Origin of the sequence: Aquibium sp. ELW1220, assembly GCF_030398385.1 — a bacterium.
In the GTDB taxonomy this organism is placed as follows: Bacteria; Pseudomonadota; Alphaproteobacteria; order Rhizobiales; family Rhizobiaceae; genus Aquibium.
In genome coordinates, this window is the sequence record NZ_JAOAOQ010000033.1 from 20002 (window position 1) to 36827 (window position 16826).

General features: G+C 67.6%; 15 protein-coding genes. 12 read left to right on the forward strand and 3 right to left on the reverse strand.

Annotated features, from left to right (window positions below; translation table 11 throughout):
• Positions 1–150: 150 nt before the first annotated feature.
• Together N1F91_RS23170 and N1F91_RS23175 are read right to left on the reverse strand one after the other, a co-directional pair.
• Positions 151–1149, reverse strand: a complete 999-nt coding sequence (locus N1F91_RS23170; protein ID WP_289995739.1) for a hypothetical protein — start codon at positions 1147–1149, stop codon at positions 151–153.
• A 128-nt stretch (positions 1150–1277) separates the two neighbouring features.
• Positions 1278–1919 (reverse strand): methyltransferase domain-containing protein, encoded by a 642-nt coding sequence (locus N1F91_RS23175; RefSeq protein WP_289995741.1) that lies wholly within the window; start codon positions 1917–1919, stop codon positions 1278–1280.
• Between the two features lie 553 nt (positions 1920–2472).
• On the opposite strand from N1F91_RS23175, the gene N1F91_RS23180 reads away from it, so the two are divergent.
• From N1F91_RS23180 to N1F91_RS23220, 9 genes are all read left to right on the forward strand, one after another.
• The gene (locus N1F91_RS23180; RefSeq protein WP_289995742.1) at positions 2473–3831 is read left to right on the forward strand and encodes a sugar ABC transporter substrate-binding protein; all 1359 of its coding nucleotides are present in this window, start codon (positions 2473–2475) and stop codon (positions 3829–3831) included.
• A gap of 25 nt (positions 3832–3856) precedes the next feature.
• Positions 3857–4783, forward strand: a complete 927-nt coding sequence (locus N1F91_RS23185) for a sugar ABC transporter permease (RefSeq protein WP_289995743.1) — start codon at positions 3857–3859, stop codon at positions 4781–4783.
• Positions 4780–5640 (forward strand): carbohydrate ABC transporter permease, encoded by an 861-nt coding sequence (locus tag N1F91_RS23190; RefSeq protein WP_289995745.1) that lies wholly within the window; start codon positions 4780–4782, stop codon positions 5638–5640. Before N1F91_RS23185 ends, N1F91_RS23190 begins: the two co-directional genes overlap by 4 nt.
• 46 nt (positions 5641–5686) lie before the next feature.
• Positions 5687–6367 (forward strand): GntR family transcriptional regulator, encoded by a 681-nt coding sequence (locus N1F91_RS23195; RefSeq protein WP_289995746.1) that lies wholly within the window; start codon positions 5687–5689, stop codon positions 6365–6367.
• 59 nt (positions 6368–6426) lie between these two features.
• On the forward strand, positions 6427–7506 hold the full coding sequence (gene ugpC, locus N1F91_RS23200; RefSeq protein WP_289995747.1) for a sn-glycerol-3-phosphate ABC transporter ATP-binding protein UgpC: 1080 nt from the start codon (positions 6427–6429) through the stop codon (positions 7504–7506).
• A gap of 20 nt (positions 7507–7526) precedes the next feature.
• On the forward strand, positions 7527–8960 hold the full coding sequence (locus N1F91_RS23205) for an aldehyde dehydrogenase family protein (protein ID WP_289995781.1): 1434 nt from the start codon (positions 7527–7529) through the stop codon (positions 8958–8960).
• 247 nt (positions 8961–9207) lie between these two features.
• Complete coding sequence (locus N1F91_RS23210; protein ID WP_289995748.1) at positions 9208–10440, forward strand: mandelate racemase/muconate lactonizing enzyme family protein; 1233 nt, start codon at positions 9208–9210, stop codon at positions 10438–10440.
• Positions 10441–10472: 32 nt separating this feature from the next.
• Positions 10473–12071, forward strand: coding sequence for a GMC family oxidoreductase (locus N1F91_RS23215; protein WP_289995782.1), 1599 nt, complete (start codon positions 10473–10475; stop codon positions 12069–12071).
• Complete coding sequence (locus N1F91_RS23220) at positions 12055–12528, forward strand: hypothetical protein (RefSeq protein ID WP_289995749.1); 474 nt, start codon at positions 12055–12057, stop codon at positions 12526–12528. Before N1F91_RS23215 ends, N1F91_RS23220 begins: the two co-directional genes overlap by 17 nt.
• 46 nt (positions 12529–12574) lie before the next feature.
• On the opposite strand, the gene N1F91_RS23225 is transcribed toward N1F91_RS23220, so the two are convergent.
• Positions 12575–13792, reverse strand: coding sequence for an MFS transporter (locus tag N1F91_RS23225; RefSeq protein ID WP_289995751.1), 1218 nt, complete (start codon positions 13790–13792; stop codon positions 12575–12577).
• 248 nt (positions 13793–14040) lie between these two features.
• Between N1F91_RS23225 and N1F91_RS23230 the strand changes: the two genes are divergently transcribed.
• Genes N1F91_RS23230 through N1F91_RS23240 form a run of 3 tightly spaced genes read left to right on the forward strand, consistent with a single transcriptional unit; the run spans position 14041 to position 16820 of the window.
• Positions 14041–15162, forward strand: a complete 1122-nt coding sequence (locus tag N1F91_RS23230) for an ABC transporter substrate-binding protein (protein ID WP_289995752.1) — start codon at positions 14041–14043, stop codon at positions 15160–15162.
• The gene (locus N1F91_RS23235) at positions 15159–15965 is read left to right on the forward strand and encodes an ABC transporter ATP-binding protein (protein ID WP_289995753.1); all 807 of its coding nucleotides are present in this window, start codon (positions 15159–15161) and stop codon (positions 15963–15965) included. The genes N1F91_RS23230 and N1F91_RS23235 overlap by 4 nt, the downstream gene beginning before the upstream one ends.
• An 18-nt stretch (positions 15966–15983) precedes the next feature.
• Entirely contained in the window at positions 15984–16820 is an 837-nt protein-coding gene (locus N1F91_RS23240; protein WP_289995755.1) for an ABC transporter permease, read from the forward strand.
• The last annotated feature ends 6 nt before the right edge of the window (positions 16821–16826 follow it).

Genomic DNA, 16826 nt, shown 5'->3' on the forward strand with positions numbered 1-16826 from the left:
GTCTCGCAGGACTATGGCCCTGCCGGGGAGCACGTCCAGCCGCCCGAGCCGATTGCGGCCCGCGCGGCCGGGATATCCACAGATGCCTCGCCCGAGCGCGACGAGCCCGGTCGCCAGGCAACTCCGGATGCCATGCAGAGGGAGACGTGGTTACCGTTCGGGCTCCGCGGCCTCGACGATCTCCTCCGGCATCGCCGGTGCGTAGCGGTCGCGCAGATAGCCGGCCCAGGCGTCGCCGGCCGGGGCATCCGCGATCAGCGGGGCAAACAGCGCTTCCGTCGTGCGGCTGACGAAGCTTTCGGAATCGGCGAGCAGGCCGCCGAACACCGCGAAGGCGTCCTCGCCCAGCGCGCGCAGGGCAGGCGAGGTCACGCGGCGCAGGCGCCAGTTTCCGGCAGGCGCCACGTGCAGCACCCGCACGCGCTCCGCCCCGTCCTCCTTGGCCGCCTGCATGCGAAGCGCAAGGATCTGCTGGCGCATCAGCTGGTAGAACGGGTCCCAGAACAGGTCGGCGGGCTTCAGCCCGGCATCACTGCGCAGCGGTCCGAAGGGCGAAAAGATGAGTTTCTGGTAGCGGCGCAGACGCTCGGCCTCACGCTTCTGCTCCGGCGGCGTGCCGTAGGACTCGGTGTACTTCCATTCGACGAGCAGGGTCTCGACGCGCCCCGCCTGCCTGAAGCGCAGGATCGCGTCGGCCGAGGTGACGTTGGCGCCGCGCCGGGGCTGGCCGCTGCGCGGCCATTCGTTGAGGTAGTCCGCCCGTCCGATCCATTCGAAGCCGACATGCCAGGGCGCGCCGTCCGGTCCCGTCTCGACCGGCAGCATCTCCGGCAGTTCGCCGCCGACGGCCGACTGGACCAGCCGGGCCAGGATTTCGGGCCGCGTGGCGAGCGGCATGAGGAAGTTGAGGCAGGCGGCCTGCGACGACAGGCCGTGCGCCGCATGCTGGTGCCAGGCGATGGCATTGTCGGCGAAGTAGCGCTCGGCCGCCTCGCGGATGACCGGGTTGAGATTGAGGAGCCGCTGCTCCGGAGGCAGGCGGTAGGCGCTGCCCTCGTGCCCGGCATGGCCGGGGATCGTCGCCGCGAGAAAGGCCGATTGCACGGCGCGCTGTTCGGCGACGAAGTCGGGGCGGGAGGGCGTGGTCATGCTGCATTGCTCCGGTTGGCGCCTCTCGGCGTCGTCGCGTGGCGCGGGTGCCCGGATCCCGTGGATGGCGAAGTCCAGTTAAGGGCTTCCCGCGTCGGCGAACGGTTAGCGTCCGCCGACCACGCCGTCTACAGGATTGCGGTGCCGGGACGGGCACCGACGCTGCTCTCCGTCGACGCAAGGTCGAAGACGGCCATCTGGCTGGCGCCGCCGAGCTGCGGATGCCGGCCGGCGATATCGCAGCAGGACACCGCATAGCGATGACGGCCCGCGACGCCATAGGCCCAGGCCCGAAAGCGCGCGCGGTCCCATTCGAAGCGGTGGTCGGGATGACGGAAGCGGTGCGCCGGTACGCCGAGCAGCACGTTGAACTCCGCATTCGGGGTGGTGACGACGAGGGTCTGCGGGCGCAGCCGGCCGAGGATGGTGCGCTCGAAGGCGCCGAGCTGTCCGGCGTCGAGATGCTCGATCGTCTCGACGAGGACGGCGCAGTCGAAGCCGCGCAGCCGGTCGGGCGCATCGAGCAGCGACACGTGCAGGAGTTCCACCTCGCTCCTGGCGGGTTCTTCCGCGGCGAGGCGCGCGCGAAGCCGGGCGAGCGACCGGGCGCAGAGGTCGACCCCCACGATGCGCTCGACCCGTCCCTCCCGCGCGATTGCGACGAGGAGGTCGCCGTCGCCGCAGCCGAGATCGAGAAGCGAGCGCGTCGAGCGCTGCCGGATCACGTCCAGCACCGCGTCGAGCCGCTGTTGGTGCAGGAATCCGGTCACTCGCAACTGCCGGGATTGCTCTGATATACCCGGTGTTTATGTGGCTTCCCGGAGATGGGATCGAAGCGTCGAGACATGTTCTGCACCGCTTCCTTCCCTCGAAGACGAGATTCGCCGGATCACGGCAGACGGCAACGCTATCCTGACCAGCGCGTGGCGGGCAGATATGTCCAGCCCGGAAATTCGACCCGAACGCCGATCCGTCCGCCGGGTCTGCTCGGCGCGCCACCGGTCGTGGCGCAGCAGGCGATCGACAGATAGCAGCAGATGCGCGGCGAGAGTAGGGGCCTCATCGAGGCTCGTCATGGCGATGACCCGTCCCGGTCGGCGTCGCGCGCGGCTGATCTCGCAACGACCGGATGATCCACCCGTCCGCGCCGGCGGTTCGGTGCAGGACTTCGGGCAGGCCTGTTACGCCCCGACCCGCTTGACAAGGCGGCGAACCAGCCGTACCCGTTTCCTACATTCTGGATTCTATAGAATGTAGGGCAGGAGCAAGGATGACGATGGCGGGGGAAACTCCGTCGCGGATCGTCACGCAAGGGAGGAATGCATGTCTCGTATTCATGAAGCAGCAGGCTCGGTGTCGCGCCGCGCGTTGATGGCGGCGGCGGTATCGACGGTCGCGATGGCGGCCTTTGGTGGGACCGCGGCGCGCGCGCAGGACGGGCTCGGCACGCCCGAACAGCCGATCGAGGTAAGGATGATCGCCAACGAGGCGTTCGCCAACCAGTGGCAGACGCTGATGGTGCCGGAGTTCAACAAGGCCTATCCGAACATCAAGGTCACGATCGACGGCGTGCCCTATGTCGAACTGCTCGCCAAGAGCATGCTCGACGCGACCGGCCCGAGCCCGACCTACGACATCATCATCGCCGACGACCCCTGGGTGCCGCAGCTGGCCGAGGTCGGCGCGTTGATGGACCTGAAGAGCGCCGAGGCTGCGGCCTGGACCGATGCCGGCTACGACTGGGACGACTTCAACGCGGCGCCGCTGGCGGCCGGCGAATGGAAGGGCGTGCAGTACGGCGTGCCGCTGCGCTCCAACATGCTGATGATGTTCGTCAACAAGGCGCTCTACGAAAAGGCGGGCGTGCCCGTGCCGACGCCGGACATCACCTGGGAGCAGTATCTGGCGCAGGCGCCCAAGCTGGTGCAGGACACCAACGGCGACGGCAAGGTCGACGCCTGGGCGATCGACACCTACTTCGTGCGCGAGCCGCTGACGCCGACCATCTGGCAGACCATCATGAACTCCAACGGCGGCAGCCTGCTCGACGAGAACGGCAAGCCGGCGTTCAACACCGAGATCGGCATTGCGGCGCTCGAGACCCATAAGAAGCTGCTCGAATTCGCGCCGACCGGCGCGGTGAGCCACGGCTTCTCGGAATCGCTGCAGGCGTTCCGCCAGGGCCTCGTCGCCACGATGTTCAACTGGGGCAGCGTCTACAAGGGCTCGGCCATCGACGAGAAGACGACGACGCTGAAGCCCGACCAGGTCGGCATCCAGGCCCTGCCGGCGGGCTCCGGCGGCCCCGGCGCGCATCGCGGCATCTGGAACGGCACCGTGTCGTCCAAGAGCGAAAACAAGCAGGCCGCCTGGACCGTCATCCAGTGGCTGTCCTCGAAGGAGGGCGAGGCCTGGCATTCGGCCAATCTCGGCGTCTTCCCGGCCCGTAAGTCGACGCTGGCCGCCAAACCGTCCGTGGAATGGCTCGGGCCGGTCTTCGTCGGGCTTCAGCAGGCCTATGATGCCGCCGAAAAGGGCAAGATGTGGCGCATCCGCCACCCGCGCTCCGACGCCGCGCAGCAGATCCTGGCCGACGAGCATTCCCGCTTCATGGCCGGGCAGATCGGCGCGGCCGAGGCCTTGCAGGTCGCCGCCGACAAGATCGAAAAGGTTCTCGACTGATCCGTCGGACCGGGAGGGCATCGCCATGAGGACAATGACGGCAGCCGGGGCGCGCAAGGTGCGCTCCCGCACATGGACGACACTGGCGGACGTGATGTCGCGCTGGGCGTTCATGGGGCCCGCGGCCATCATCCTCGGGGCGATGCTCGCCTATCCGATCTTCTACACGGTCGAGATCAGTTTCTCCCGCTTCGACCTGATGACGTTCAGCGCGGTCGAATGGATCGGCTGGGAGAACTACGCGCATGTGCTCGACGACTACCGGTTCTGGTCGTCGATGAAGGTGACCCTGGTCTATCTGGTCTTCGCCTTGCCGTTGCAGATCGTCCTGGGATTCGGCATTGCCTTCCTCATCAATGCCGATTGGCGCGGACGCGGCACCGTCCGCGCCCTCTTCATCATCCCCATGGTCGTGGCCCCGGTCGTCGCCGGCGGCATCTGGCGGATGATCCTCGACCCGCTCTGGGGCATCATGAACTGGTTGATCGGCCTGGCCGGCTTCGCGCCGCTCGACTGGTTCGGCGATCCCAACCTCGCCATGGCCGCGATCGTCATCATCGACACCTGGCGGTGGACGCCCTTCGTCGTGCTGATCGCCACGGCAGCACTTCTGTCGCTGCCGCGCGACATCTTCGAGGCGGCCGAGATCGACGGCGCCAACTGGTGGTCCATGCTCTGGTCGATCACGCTGCCGCTGCTCGTGCCGATCATCGCCGCCACCTTCGTCGTGCGCTGGCTTGGCGCGGTCAAGATGTTCGACATCGCGCTGGCCGCCACCTATGGCGGACCGGGCGGGGCGACCAACGTCATCAACCTGTTCATCTACGAGGAAGCGTTCCGCTCGCTGCGCTTCGCCGAATCCGCGGCCATGGCCGTCATCGTTCTGGTGCTGACCATGGTGCTGACCGGCATCTTCCTCTTCGGCACCCGCAAGCTGGAGGAACGCTGTTGACCGCCGCCGCATTCGACGCTCCGCTGCGGCGCAGGTCGCGGCTCGGCAGGAAGGTCCGCATCGCCGCCGGCGTGTTCGCCTGCGTCGTCTTCCTGTTCCCCGTGTTCTGGATGGTTCTGAGCTCGTTCAAGGAGCAGCGCGACATCTTCACCGTGCCGCCGACCCTGTTCTTCACGCCGACGCTCGAAACCTACATCAGCTACATGCAGCGCGCCGACATCTCGCGCCGCCTGATCAACACCGTCATCGTGGCGGCGGGGTCGGGCCTGCTGTCGATCGTGGCGGGCGCCATGGCCGGCTATGCGCTTGCGCGCATCAAGCTGCGCGGCGCGGGCACCATCGGCGTGATCATCCTTCTGTCGCGCGGCGTGCCGCCGATCGCGCTGGCCGTGCCGATGTTCCTCGTCGCCCGTTCGCTCGGCGTCACCGACATGCACATCACGCTGATCCTCGCCTACTGCACCTTCCTCATCCCCTACGTGATGTGGCTGATGCGCGGCTTCTTCCTCGCCCTGCCGAAGGAACTGGAGGAATCGGCCATGATCGACGGCTGCAGCCGTTTCGGCGCCTTCTTCAAGATCATCGTTCCGATCTCGATGCCGGGGCTGCTGTCGACCATGATCTTCAGCATGATCCTCGCCTGGGAGGAACTGCTCTTCGCCCTGGTGCTGACCAACCGCTACGCCTCTACGATCCCCGTCGCCATCGCGGGGATCGCCGGCGACACGGTGAACGGCGCGAACTGGGGCGCGTTGACGGCGGTCGGCACCATAACCGTCATCCCGGTGGTGGTCTTTGCCCTCCTGGTTCAGAAATGGCTGATCCAGGGTCTGGCCGACGGCGCAACGAAGGGGTGAACCGGATGATCGACGTGACTGTCGCAATGCAGGGGCGGGGGAACCGATGACGCAGCCGCATATCTATCTGTCGAAGGCGGACCTCGCACGCCGGCACATCGAGGAGCTGATCATCTCCCGGAAAGTCAAGCCGGGAGACCGGATCACGACCCGCGAGATCTCCGAGGCGCTCGGAATCTCCGAGACCCCGATCCGCGAGGCGATCCGCAGCCTCGCCTCCGAGGGCTGGCTCGAGGTCCAGATGCATGTCGGCGCCGTGGTGGCAAGCGCCGGGCGTGAGCAGCTGCGCGAGATCTACGCCCTGCGCGGTCTGATCGGCGCTCTGGCGATCGAACTGGGCGCGGCGAGCTACAGCGCGAGGCGGCTTGCCGAGATCGACGCCAACATCGAGGCCGCGACGCGCGCCGTGGAGGCGCAGGATGCGGCGCGCTACATCCAGCTCAACCACGAGTTCCACACGCTGCTCTACGACACGCCGCATTCGCAATGGTCGCTGCGCATGCTGATGAACCTGAGCGCGCTGACCTCGGTCCACAGCGGCTTCAAGATGATCGCCGGCCGCATGGCGGACTCGCTGTCCGAGCACAAGGCGATCCGCGACGCCATCCGCGGCGGCGCGTTCGAAGCGGCGGCGGCGCTCGTCAAGCTGCACGAGCGCGCGGCCTACGAGGCCATCACCCGCGAACTCGAATCCGACAATCCGGCACAGGCCAAGAACGCGGGCTAGCGCGCGTACGGCAGAGACCGGCAGCAAGCCGGCCGCACATCAGGGAGAGACAGAACGCCATGGGCACAGTCGCGATCAGGAGCGTCCGCAAGACCTACGGGCAGCTCGAGGTGATCCACGGCGTCTCGATCGACATCGCCGACGGCGAGTTCGTGGCGCTCGTCGGGCCGTCGGGCTGCGGCAAGTCGACCCTGCTGCGCATGATCGCGGGCCTGGAGGAAATCACCGGCGGCGAGATCGCCATCGGCGGTCGGGTCGTCAACGACGTGGTTCCGAAGGATCGCGACATCGCCATGGTGTTCCAGAACTACGCGCTCTATCCGCACATGAACGTGCGCGACAACATGGGCTTCGCGCTGCGCCAGCGCCGGCTGCCGCGCGCCGAGATCGATGCCCGCGTGGCTGACGCCGCGCGGATCCTCGGGCTCGAGCAACTGCTCGACCGCAAGCCGCGCGCGCTGTCGGGCGGCCAGCGCCAGCGCGTCGCCATGGGCCGTGCGATCGTGCGCCAGCCCAACGTCTTCCTGTTCGACGAGCCGCTCTCCAATCTCGACGCCAAGCTGCGCGTCCAGATGCGTTCGGAACTGAAGGAACTGCACCAGCGGCTGGGCGTCACGACGGTCTATGTCACGCATGACCAGATCGAGGCGATGACGCTCGCCGACCGTGTCGTGGTGATGAACGGCGGCATCGTCGAGCAGATGGGCCCGCCGCTCGACCTCTACGACCGGCCGAAGAGCCTGTTCGTGGCGGCTTTCATCGGCTCGCCGCCGATGAACTTCCTCGAGGGCATCGTCGACCGGGACGAGACGCTGGTGCTCGACGACGGGTCGCGCCTTTCGCTGCCGATGCCCGTTCGCGGGAAAGCCCGGGTGACGGTCGGCATACGCCCGGAGCATCTCGCATTGGCTGCGATCGGCTGGCCGGCGGTCGTCTCGGTGATCGAGCCGACCGGCTCGGAGACCCAGATCACCGCGCGCATGGGCGACCACGTCATCCGCGTCCTGATCCGGGGCCGGACCGAGGTCCGTCCGGGCGAGACGATCCATCTCGAGGCGCGCGCCGAGGACGTCCACGTCTTCGACACCGGCTCGGGACGGCGGCTGACGGCCGAGGCCCTGGAAGGAGCGGATCGGTGAACCACACGAGAGACCATGCCATGACCGAACTGCTCGATTTCTACATCGACGGCCGTTGGATTCCCGCCGGCTCCGACGCCTGGCAGACGCTGGTCGACGCGTCGACCGAAGAACCCTTCGGCACCGTCGCGCTGGCCTCCGACGCCGACGTCGATGCCGCGGTGGCCGCCGCACGGCGCGCCTTCCCCGTCTGGGCCGCGACAGCACCGGAAACGCGCATCGCCTTCGTGGAGAAGATGCGCATGATCCATCTCGAGCGGACGGAGGACATGGCCCGCGCCATCTCGCGGGAGATGGGCGCGCCGATCGATCTCGCGCGCGCCGCGCAGGCCGGATCCGGGCCGCGGCACATGGCCAACTTCATCGCTGCGGCCAAGGATTTCGATTTCGTGCGGCCGCTCGGCCACCACGCGCCGAACGACCGCATCGTGCACGAACCGGTCGGCGTCGCGGCCCTGATCACGCCGTGGAACTGGCCGATCAGCCAGATCACGCTGAAGGTGGCGGCAGCGCTCATCGCCGGCTGCACGGTGGTGCTGAAGCCGTCCGAGATCGCACCCTTGTCGGCGATCGTCTTCGCCGAGATCGTCGACGCGGCGGGCCTGCCGCCCGGTGTCTTCAACCTAGTCAACGGCGACGGGGCGGGGGCGGGCAACCGGTTGGCCACCCACCCCGACATCGACATGGTGAGCTTCACCGGCTCCACGCGGGCGGGCATCTCGATCACCAGGGCGGCTGCCGACAGCCTGAAGCGCGTGGCGCTGGAACTCGGTGGCAAGGGGGCGAACCTCGTCTTCGCCGATGCCGACGACAAGGCGATCGAGCGCGGCGTGCGCCAGTGTTTCGTCAACAGCGGCCAGAACTGTAACGCGCCGTCGCGCATGCTGGTCGAGCGCTCGATCTACGAGCGCTCCGTCGAGACGGCGGGCGAGATCGCCCGTTCGATCGCGGTCGGCCCTTCGGGCGAGCCGGGAGCACATATCGGCCCGGTCGTGTCGGCCCGCCAGTTCGAGCGCATCCAGGGCCTGATCGAAACGGGCATCGCCGAGGGCGCGCGGCTCGTCGCCGGCGGGCCGGGCCGGCCGGCGGGGTTCAACCGCGGCTATTTCGTCCAGCCGACGGTCTTCGCCGACGTCGCCAACGACATGACGATCGCCCGCGAGGAGATCTTCGGCCCGGTGCTGTCGATCATCCCGATCGAGACCGAGGACGAGGCGATCGCGATCGCCAACGACACGCCCTACGGGCTGACCAACTACGTGCAGAGCCAGGACGGCGAGCGCCGCAATCGCATCGCCCGGCTGCTGCGCTCCGGCATGGTGGAAATGAACGGCCAGCCGCGCGGCGCCGGCTCGCCCTTCGGCGGCGTCAAGGCCTCGGGCCGGGCACGCGAAGGCGGCCGCTGGGGCATCGAGGAGTTCACGGACGTGAAGTCGATATCGGGCTGGGGGTGAGGTCGATGCGCCTCCCAGTCTCTTGAACGAAAGGAATGCCCGGCAGCAACCACCCCCTCACCGTCCGCTTCGCGTCCACCTCTCCCCCGGGCAGGGGGGTCCGAAGGACGGGCGAGACAAGTGGCTCGCCCCAAAAAGGTGGCACGCGAAGCGTGACGGTGAGGGGGTGCTTCGCGCGGGTCGAACTCATCCAACTGCGCCGGCAAGCGCCGAGCGCTTCATTAGCAGACTACTCTGAAGCCGAGGAATGACCGTGAAGAACAAGGCCATCGTGGGCGAAGTGAAGACGCTGTCCTGCAGCAATTCGTTTCGCAACTACCACTTCCTGAAGATCACCACCGAGGACGGCGTCGTCGGCTGGAGCGAGTATGACGAGAATTTCGGCTCGCCGGGCGTCACCTCGGTGATCGAGCAGATCAGCCACCGCGTCATCGGCCAGAGCGCGATGCTGCACGAGCACATCCGCGAGGACCTGCACAACGTCACACGTCCGGCGTCGGGCGGCGTCGTCGGCCAGGCGCTCGGCGCGATCGAGAACGCGCTGCTCGACGCCAAGGCAAGGACGCTCGACGTCCCCTGCCACGTGCTGCTCGGCGGCAAGGTGCGCGACAGGATCCGTGTCTACTGGTCCCATTGCGTCGCCTACCGCATGCGCACCGAGCATTTCTCGCCCGGCATCGTCGACGCGGACGGCGTTCGCCAGGTCGCCCGCGACGTGCGCGACGAGGGCTACACAGCGCTGAAGACCAACATCTTCCACTATGACGCGGACGACCGCATCGAGGCCTGGTCGCCGGGCTTCGGCCGGCCGCACGAGCCGTCCCTCAACGTCGAGCGCAAGACCTTGAAGGATCTGCGCAAGCACCTGGAGATCATGCGCGAATCGGCCGGGCCCGACATCGACATCCTGCTCGACCTGAACTTCAACGCCCGCACCGAAGGGTTCTTGAAGATCCTGCGCGAGACGGCCGATCTCGACCTGTTCTGGGTGGAGATCGACACGCTCGACCCGCAGGCGCTGGCCTATATCCGCGCGCACAGCCCGCACCCGATCTCGTCCTGCGAGACGCTGATCGGCCTGCAGCAATTCCTGCCCTACTTCCAGAACCAGTCGATCGACGTGGCTATCATCGACACGCCCTGGAACGGGGTGTGGCAGTCGCTGAAGATCGCCGCCGCCGCCGCCGCCTATGAGATCAACGTCGCGCCGCACAACTTCTACGGCCATCTCTGCACGATGATGAACGCCCACTTCAGTGCCGTCGTGCCCAACATGCGCATCATGGAAACCGACATCGACCGCATCGCCTGGGACGCGGAGGTGTTCACCCACGCGCCCGAATACAGGGATGGCTACCTGATCCTGCCCGACCGGCCGGGCTGGGGAACGGAGCCGAACGAGGCGGCGCTGGCGAAATATCCGCCGCTGCAGAAGACCGGCCTGATCAACCGCACGCAGACGCCGCGGCTGGCGCTCTGAAGCCGCAGGTATCCCTCGTGAACCGGACGAAGATCAACGCACCCGTCGACGTGCTCATCATCGGCGCCGGCGCCTCCGGCGCGGCGGTCGCCTGGAGCCTGGCGGACACCCGCATGCGCATCCTGTGCCTGGAGCAGGGCGACTGGCAGCAGACGTCGCGCTATCCGAGCACCGGGCGCGACTGGGAGGCGCGGCAGTTCGAGGACTACGCGATCAGTCCGAACCGGCGGGCGATGCCGGCCGACTATCCCGTCAACGACGACGATTCGCCGATCAAGGTGGCGAATTTCAACGGCGTCGGCGGCGGCACCATCCTCTATGCCGGCCATTTCCCGCGCATGCATCCCTCCGACTTCAGGGTGCGAACGCTCGACGGCGTGGCCGACGACTGGCCGATCGACTACCGGACGCTGGAACCCTTCTACGCGCTCAACGACCGCATGACGGGCGTGGCCGCGCTCGAAGGCGATCCGGCCTATCCGCGCAAGGCGGCGGTGATGCCGCCGCTGCCGCTCGGCCGCACCGGCGAGGTCCTGGGGCAGGCGATGAACGGCCTCGGCTGGCACTGGTGGCCGTCCGACACCGCCATCAATTCGCGCGACCACGAGGGCAGGGCAGCCTGCATCAATCTCGGCCATTGCGGCCATGGCTGCGCGCAGGGCGCCAAGGCCTCGACCGACATCACCTACTGGCAGGAAGCCATGCGCGCCCGCGTCGAGGTGCGCACACGCTGCCGGGTCAGCCGCATCGAGACCAGCGAGGACCGGATGGCGACCGGCGCCTGGTATTTCGATGCCGATGGCGAGGAGGTCTTCCAGCCGGCCGAGATCGTCATCATGGCCTGCAACGGCATCGGCACGCCGCGCATCCTGCTCAACTCCGCATCGGAACGGTTTCCCGACGGGCTTGCCAATTCGAGCGGCCAGGTCGGCCGCAACCTGATGTTCCACCCTTACGCTCTGGTACGCGGGCGCTTCGACCAGCCGATGGACGGCTATCGCGGCTCGCGCGTCTTCATGTGGTCGATGCAGTTCTACGAGACCGACCCGGCCAACGACTTCGTCCGGGGGTACTGCTACCAGTTCACCCGCGGCGCCGGACCGGTCGCCACCGCCATCAACGGCATGGCCGACGGCCTGCTGCCCTGGGGCGAGGGCCATCACGCCGCGTTCCGCTCCCTGTTCGACCACCAGGCGGGCATGGTCTCGATCTGCGAGGATCTGCCGGAGGCGATCAACCGCGTGACGCTCGACCCGCAATTGCGCGACGCCAACGGCATTCCGGCGCCGAAGATCACCTATCGGCTGAGCGAGAACACGCAAAGGATGCTCGACCATTCGGTCGCGCGCGGCACCGAGATCCTCAAGGCAGCGGGTGCCCGCGACATCGTCACGCGCGCGCCGCTTTCCTATGCCGGCTGGCACCTGATGGGCACGGCGCGCATGGGCACCGACCCGAAAACGTCGGTCGTCAACGAATGGGGCCGCAGCCACGACGTGAAGAACCTGTTCATCGTCGACGGCAGCGTCTTCGTCACCTCCGGCGGCGTAAACCCGACCTCGACCATCCAGGCGATCGCGCTCTACGTCGCCGACCAGATCAAGGCACGGATCCATGACCTCTTCGATTGAAGCGACGACGACCGGTCCATGCGGACTGTCGGCCGGGGAGATCGAGTGCCTGCGCTGCGTGGCGGGCCACATGATCCCGGCGAGCGCGGTCCATGGCGTGCCGGGCGCGGACGACGACGTCATCCTGGCCGACATGATCCGCTCGCCCGGCCGCGACGGTGCCGCACTCGCCGCACTGCTTCGCCGTATCGACGCCGCAGCCGGCGGACGGCTCGCCGCGCTGGATGCAGCCGTGCAGGTCTCGCTGCTGTCCGCGATGCGTGCGGAAGAGCCGGCGGCGCTGGCGGTCCTCGAGGCCGTCGTGTGTCGCGCCTACTATCGCGACGACCGCGTGCTGGCGTCGATCGGGATGGAAGCGCGGCCGCCCTTTCCTCTGGGCTACAAACTGCCCACGACGGACTGGTCGCTGCTCGATCCGGTGCGGCAGCGCGGCCCGCTCTGGCGGCCGGCCGACTGATCCGGCCGGCTGCAGGCGCGGCCGCCGCGGGCCGGGCGGCTTCGCCTCACAGGTCTGCGGGCGCGGGTGCCGGAGCGGGCGGCGCCGAACGGTGTCCCAGCCCCTTCGCCAGCCACGCGGCACTCACAGCCAGGATGGCGGCCGACAGGAAGTAGACCGGCGGCAGCCCCCAGCGGTCGACGATCGGCGCCACCAGGGCGACGCCGGCCGACTGGGCGACGAACAGGCTGGTGGCGAACATCGCCACACCGGTTCCACGCGCCGCCGGGATGATCTGCGTGGCGTGCACCTGCAGCGGATTGTGGATCAGGTAGAAGCCGAAACCCATCACGGCGACCGCGATCGGCATCGACCAGAGGTAGGGGCTGGCCCCCAGCGTGCAGAGACCGACGGCCGCGAAGCCGCCGCCGGCGGCGATCATCGATGCCTGCCCGTACCGTTTCAGGAGGCGCGACAGCCAGAACGAGTAGACGAGGCCGCCGAGGGGAAAGCAGGCGATGACGAGGCCGACCGTGCCGAGATCGATGCCGAAACGGTGGTGCAGGCTGGCACCGGTGAAGGCGAGCGGCCCGAAGAAGGCGATGCCCTCGATGACGACGCCGCCGAGCACGGTGAGGCCGTATCGATTGTGCCGCAGCGCGCCGAGATGCGTCATCATGCTCGTGCGTTCGGACGGAGCCGCCGGGCTCCGACTCGTGAAGCGCGTTCCCCAGGCGAGCGCGGCGGCGACGACCAGAAAGCCGGCGGCGAAGACGACCGTCGTCATCCGCCAGCCGAAGTGCTCGGCCAGGATCCCGCCGATCACCTGTCCGAGCAGGCCGCCCGAGATCGTGCCGGACATGTAGCGCGCCATCACCGGCTGGCGCTCGGCCATCGGAACGTGATCGCCGATCCAGGCCATGGCGAGCGGCACGATGCCCGAGGCAGCGACCCCCGCCAGCAGGCGGGCGACGGCGAGCTGGCCGATCGACGCCGCCAGACCGGCGGCCGCGCTGGCGACCGCGCTGAGCAGGCACAGGATCATGATCAGCCGGTACTTGCCGAAACGGTCGCCGATCAGCCCGACCGCCAGTTGGCAGGCGCCGTAGCCGAGCGCATAGGCGGTGATGACGACCGACGCCTGCCCGACGGTGACGCCGAAATCCGCCGACAGGCTGGGCAGCATGATGTCCATCGAACGCAGGTTCACGCTCGCCGCAAACCCGGAAGCCGACAGAAGCAGGACCGTGCGCCCAATCTGGCTGGATGTGGCGCCCGCGCTCATGCTGCGCCCCCGGAGCCGGTAGGGGGCGCTGCGGAAGGGCGATACGGGTCGATGGGGCGGGGCAGGCGGCGGATGGCGGTTTTCGTCACGACATGCACACGAATTAAGCAAAAGTGAAAATCGACACAAAAACAGGCTTAACAGCTTGACAAGGCGCTGGCCATGGGAATTTTATAAATTATAAAAAACGTGGGGAACGTCCAAGGCGGATCGTTGTGCAGCTCGAAAGCGAACAAGGAACCGCCGACATGTCTACAATTCGATACCTTACGGTCACGGGCGCCTTCGCAGGCGGCACCTGGCTTCGGGCCGGCATAGCCGGTGTGTCCATCCTCGCCCTGCTTCCCCTCGGCGCCGCTTCGGCCCAGGAGATGAAGAAGGCGACCATCGTGCTCAGCACGACCGACCAGGACGTCTCCTATGAACCCTACGGACCGCTCGCCGAGCAGCTGGGATATTTCGAGGAGGAAGGTCTCGACGTGACGATCGAGACCGCCGGCACGAGCGGGCAGGTGATGCAGCTCCTGCTCTCCGGCCAGGCGCAGTTCGCCATGCTCGGGCCGGACAGCGTGCTGCTGACGGCCGAGAAGGGCGGCGATCTGCCGGTCAAGATGATCTACGTGCTCATCCGCAAGAGCATCTATACGGCCGCCGTGCTCGATGGTTCGCCGATCCAGGACTTCGGCGATCTGGCCGGCAAGGTCGTCGGCATGCCGGCGCTGTCGACGACGCTGGAAGCCTTCACCACGATCCGCATGGACGACGACAAGGCCGAGGCGCCCGCCAAGAGCGTGGTCGAGACCGGCTACGGCGTCACCTCCATGGAAGCGCTGAAGTCCGGCACCATCGACGCCTTCATCGCCTGGCCCGGCCTCTTTGCCGCCTACCAGAACGCCGGCTACGACCTGCGGCTGCTGCCCTATGGCGACTGGCAGAACGATTACTACGGCATCGGCCTCGTCGCCCGCGACGACTACATCGCCGCCAATCCCGACATCGTCGAGACGATCGCCCGCGGCGTCGCCAAATCGGCGGTCTTCATCAAGACCAATCCCGAGAAGGTGGTGGAGACCTTCTGGGCGACCTACCCCACGCGCGCCCCGCTTCCCGGCGAGGACGTCGCAGCCGCGATGAAGAAGGAGATGCGCATTCTCGGCGCCACCATCAGCCAGATGCGCATCGACGAGTTCCCGATCGACTTCATGTGGGGCTCGCAGGACGCGGCCACCTGGCAGCGCCACTACGATCTCCTGAAGAAGACCGGCCAGATCAAGACCGACTTCGATCCGACCAAGTTCTTCACCAACGAGTTCAACGCCAAGGCGAACGAATTCGACCGCGCTCCGATCATGGAGGCGGCCAGCCAATGAACATGCAGTTTTCCCAGGCGGCCGGGCTCCCGACGTCGAGCAAGGCCAGCCCCATCCATGTCTCGGCCCTGACCAAGGTGTTCAGGACCCGCACAGGCGACGAGGTGATGGCGCTCGCCGACACCACGTTCAAGATCGCCGGCGGCGAGTTCGTCTCGATCGTCGGTCCGTCGGGATGCGGCAAGTCGACGGTCATGCGCATCATCGCCGGGCTGATCGATGCCTCCAAGGGCGCCGTCCTTCTCGGCAAGGACGTCGTCACCGCGCCGTCGCCCGAAATCGGCATCGCCTTCCAGAAGGCGGTGCTCCTGCCCTGGCTCACCGTCGCGCGCAACATCGCGCTGCCGGCCGAGCTCGAGGGCCGGAAATCGGAGGCGGAAATCGCGGCGCGTGTCGAGCAGCTGCTCGCCATGGTCCGGCTGACGGGCGTCGGACAGCGCTATCCGGGCGAACTGTCCGGCGGCATGCAGCAGCGGGTCTCCATCGCCCGCGCCCTGATGACGGAGCCGTCCGTGCTCTTGATGGACGAGCCCTTCGGTGCGCTCGACGCGCTGACGCGCGAGCACATGCACGACGAGCTGCTGGCGATCTGGGAGTACAGCCACCCGACGGTCGTGTTCATCACCCACGACATCGCCGAGGCGGTCTACCTGTCCGACCGGGTGCTGGTCATGGCGGCCCGTCCCGGCCGGGTGGTGGCCGACATCCGCATCGACCTGCCGCGCCCGCGGCAGGCCGACATCCGCGGCGAAGCGCGCTTCGCCAGGCTGGGCGCGGAAATCCGCGCCCTCATCCCGCACTGAGCGGAGGGAGCCGTGGCCATGACGGACGAAAAGGCTGGAGGAACGGCGGCGATCGCCGCCACGCTGGCGGGGCTGCAGAACTCGCGACTGGGCACGATCACCCAGCAGGTCACGATCAAGATCCTCCAGCTTCTCGGCGGGATCCTGGCCTGGGAACTGCTCGTGCAGGGTCTCGACGTCGATCCGCGCATCGTGCCGGGGCCGGCCGAGGTGCTGCAGTCGCTCTGGGCCCTGACGATCTCGGGCATCCTGATCGGCGCGATCTGGATCACCATGCAGGAGACCGTGATCGGTTTCGTCATCGGCGCGGTCCTGGGCATCGGGCTCGCCGTGATCCTGTCGGAGGTTCCCGTGCTGAAGGCGATCCTGCAGCCCTACATCGTCGCCCTGCAGGCGGTGCCGAAGGTGGCGGTGGCGCCGCTGTTCCTGATCTGGTTCGGCTTCGGCATGGAATCGAAGATCGCGCTGGTCATCAGCATCCTGTTCTTTCCGGTGCTGGTGAACACCATGGCCGGGCTCGAATCCACCTCTGAAGAGCAGATGGAACTGATGAAGGCCTACCGGGCGACGCGCTGGCAGACGCTCCTGCGCGTCAAGGCCTATGTCGCGCTGCCCTTCGTCTTTGCCGCCTTCGAGGTCAGCCTCGTGCTCGCCCTCACCGCCGCCGTCGTGGCCGAACTGCTCGGGTCCGGCACGCTGGTCGGGCTCGGCACGCTGATCAAGATCTACGACGCCCGGATGAACTCGGCCGGCATCTTCGCCGTGCTGATCGTGCTTTCGGTGCTGGGCGTGGCGCTCCACGCCATCGTCGTCGCCGCGTCCCGCCACTTCCTGTCCTGGAGCCGCCCCGTCTGAGCCACG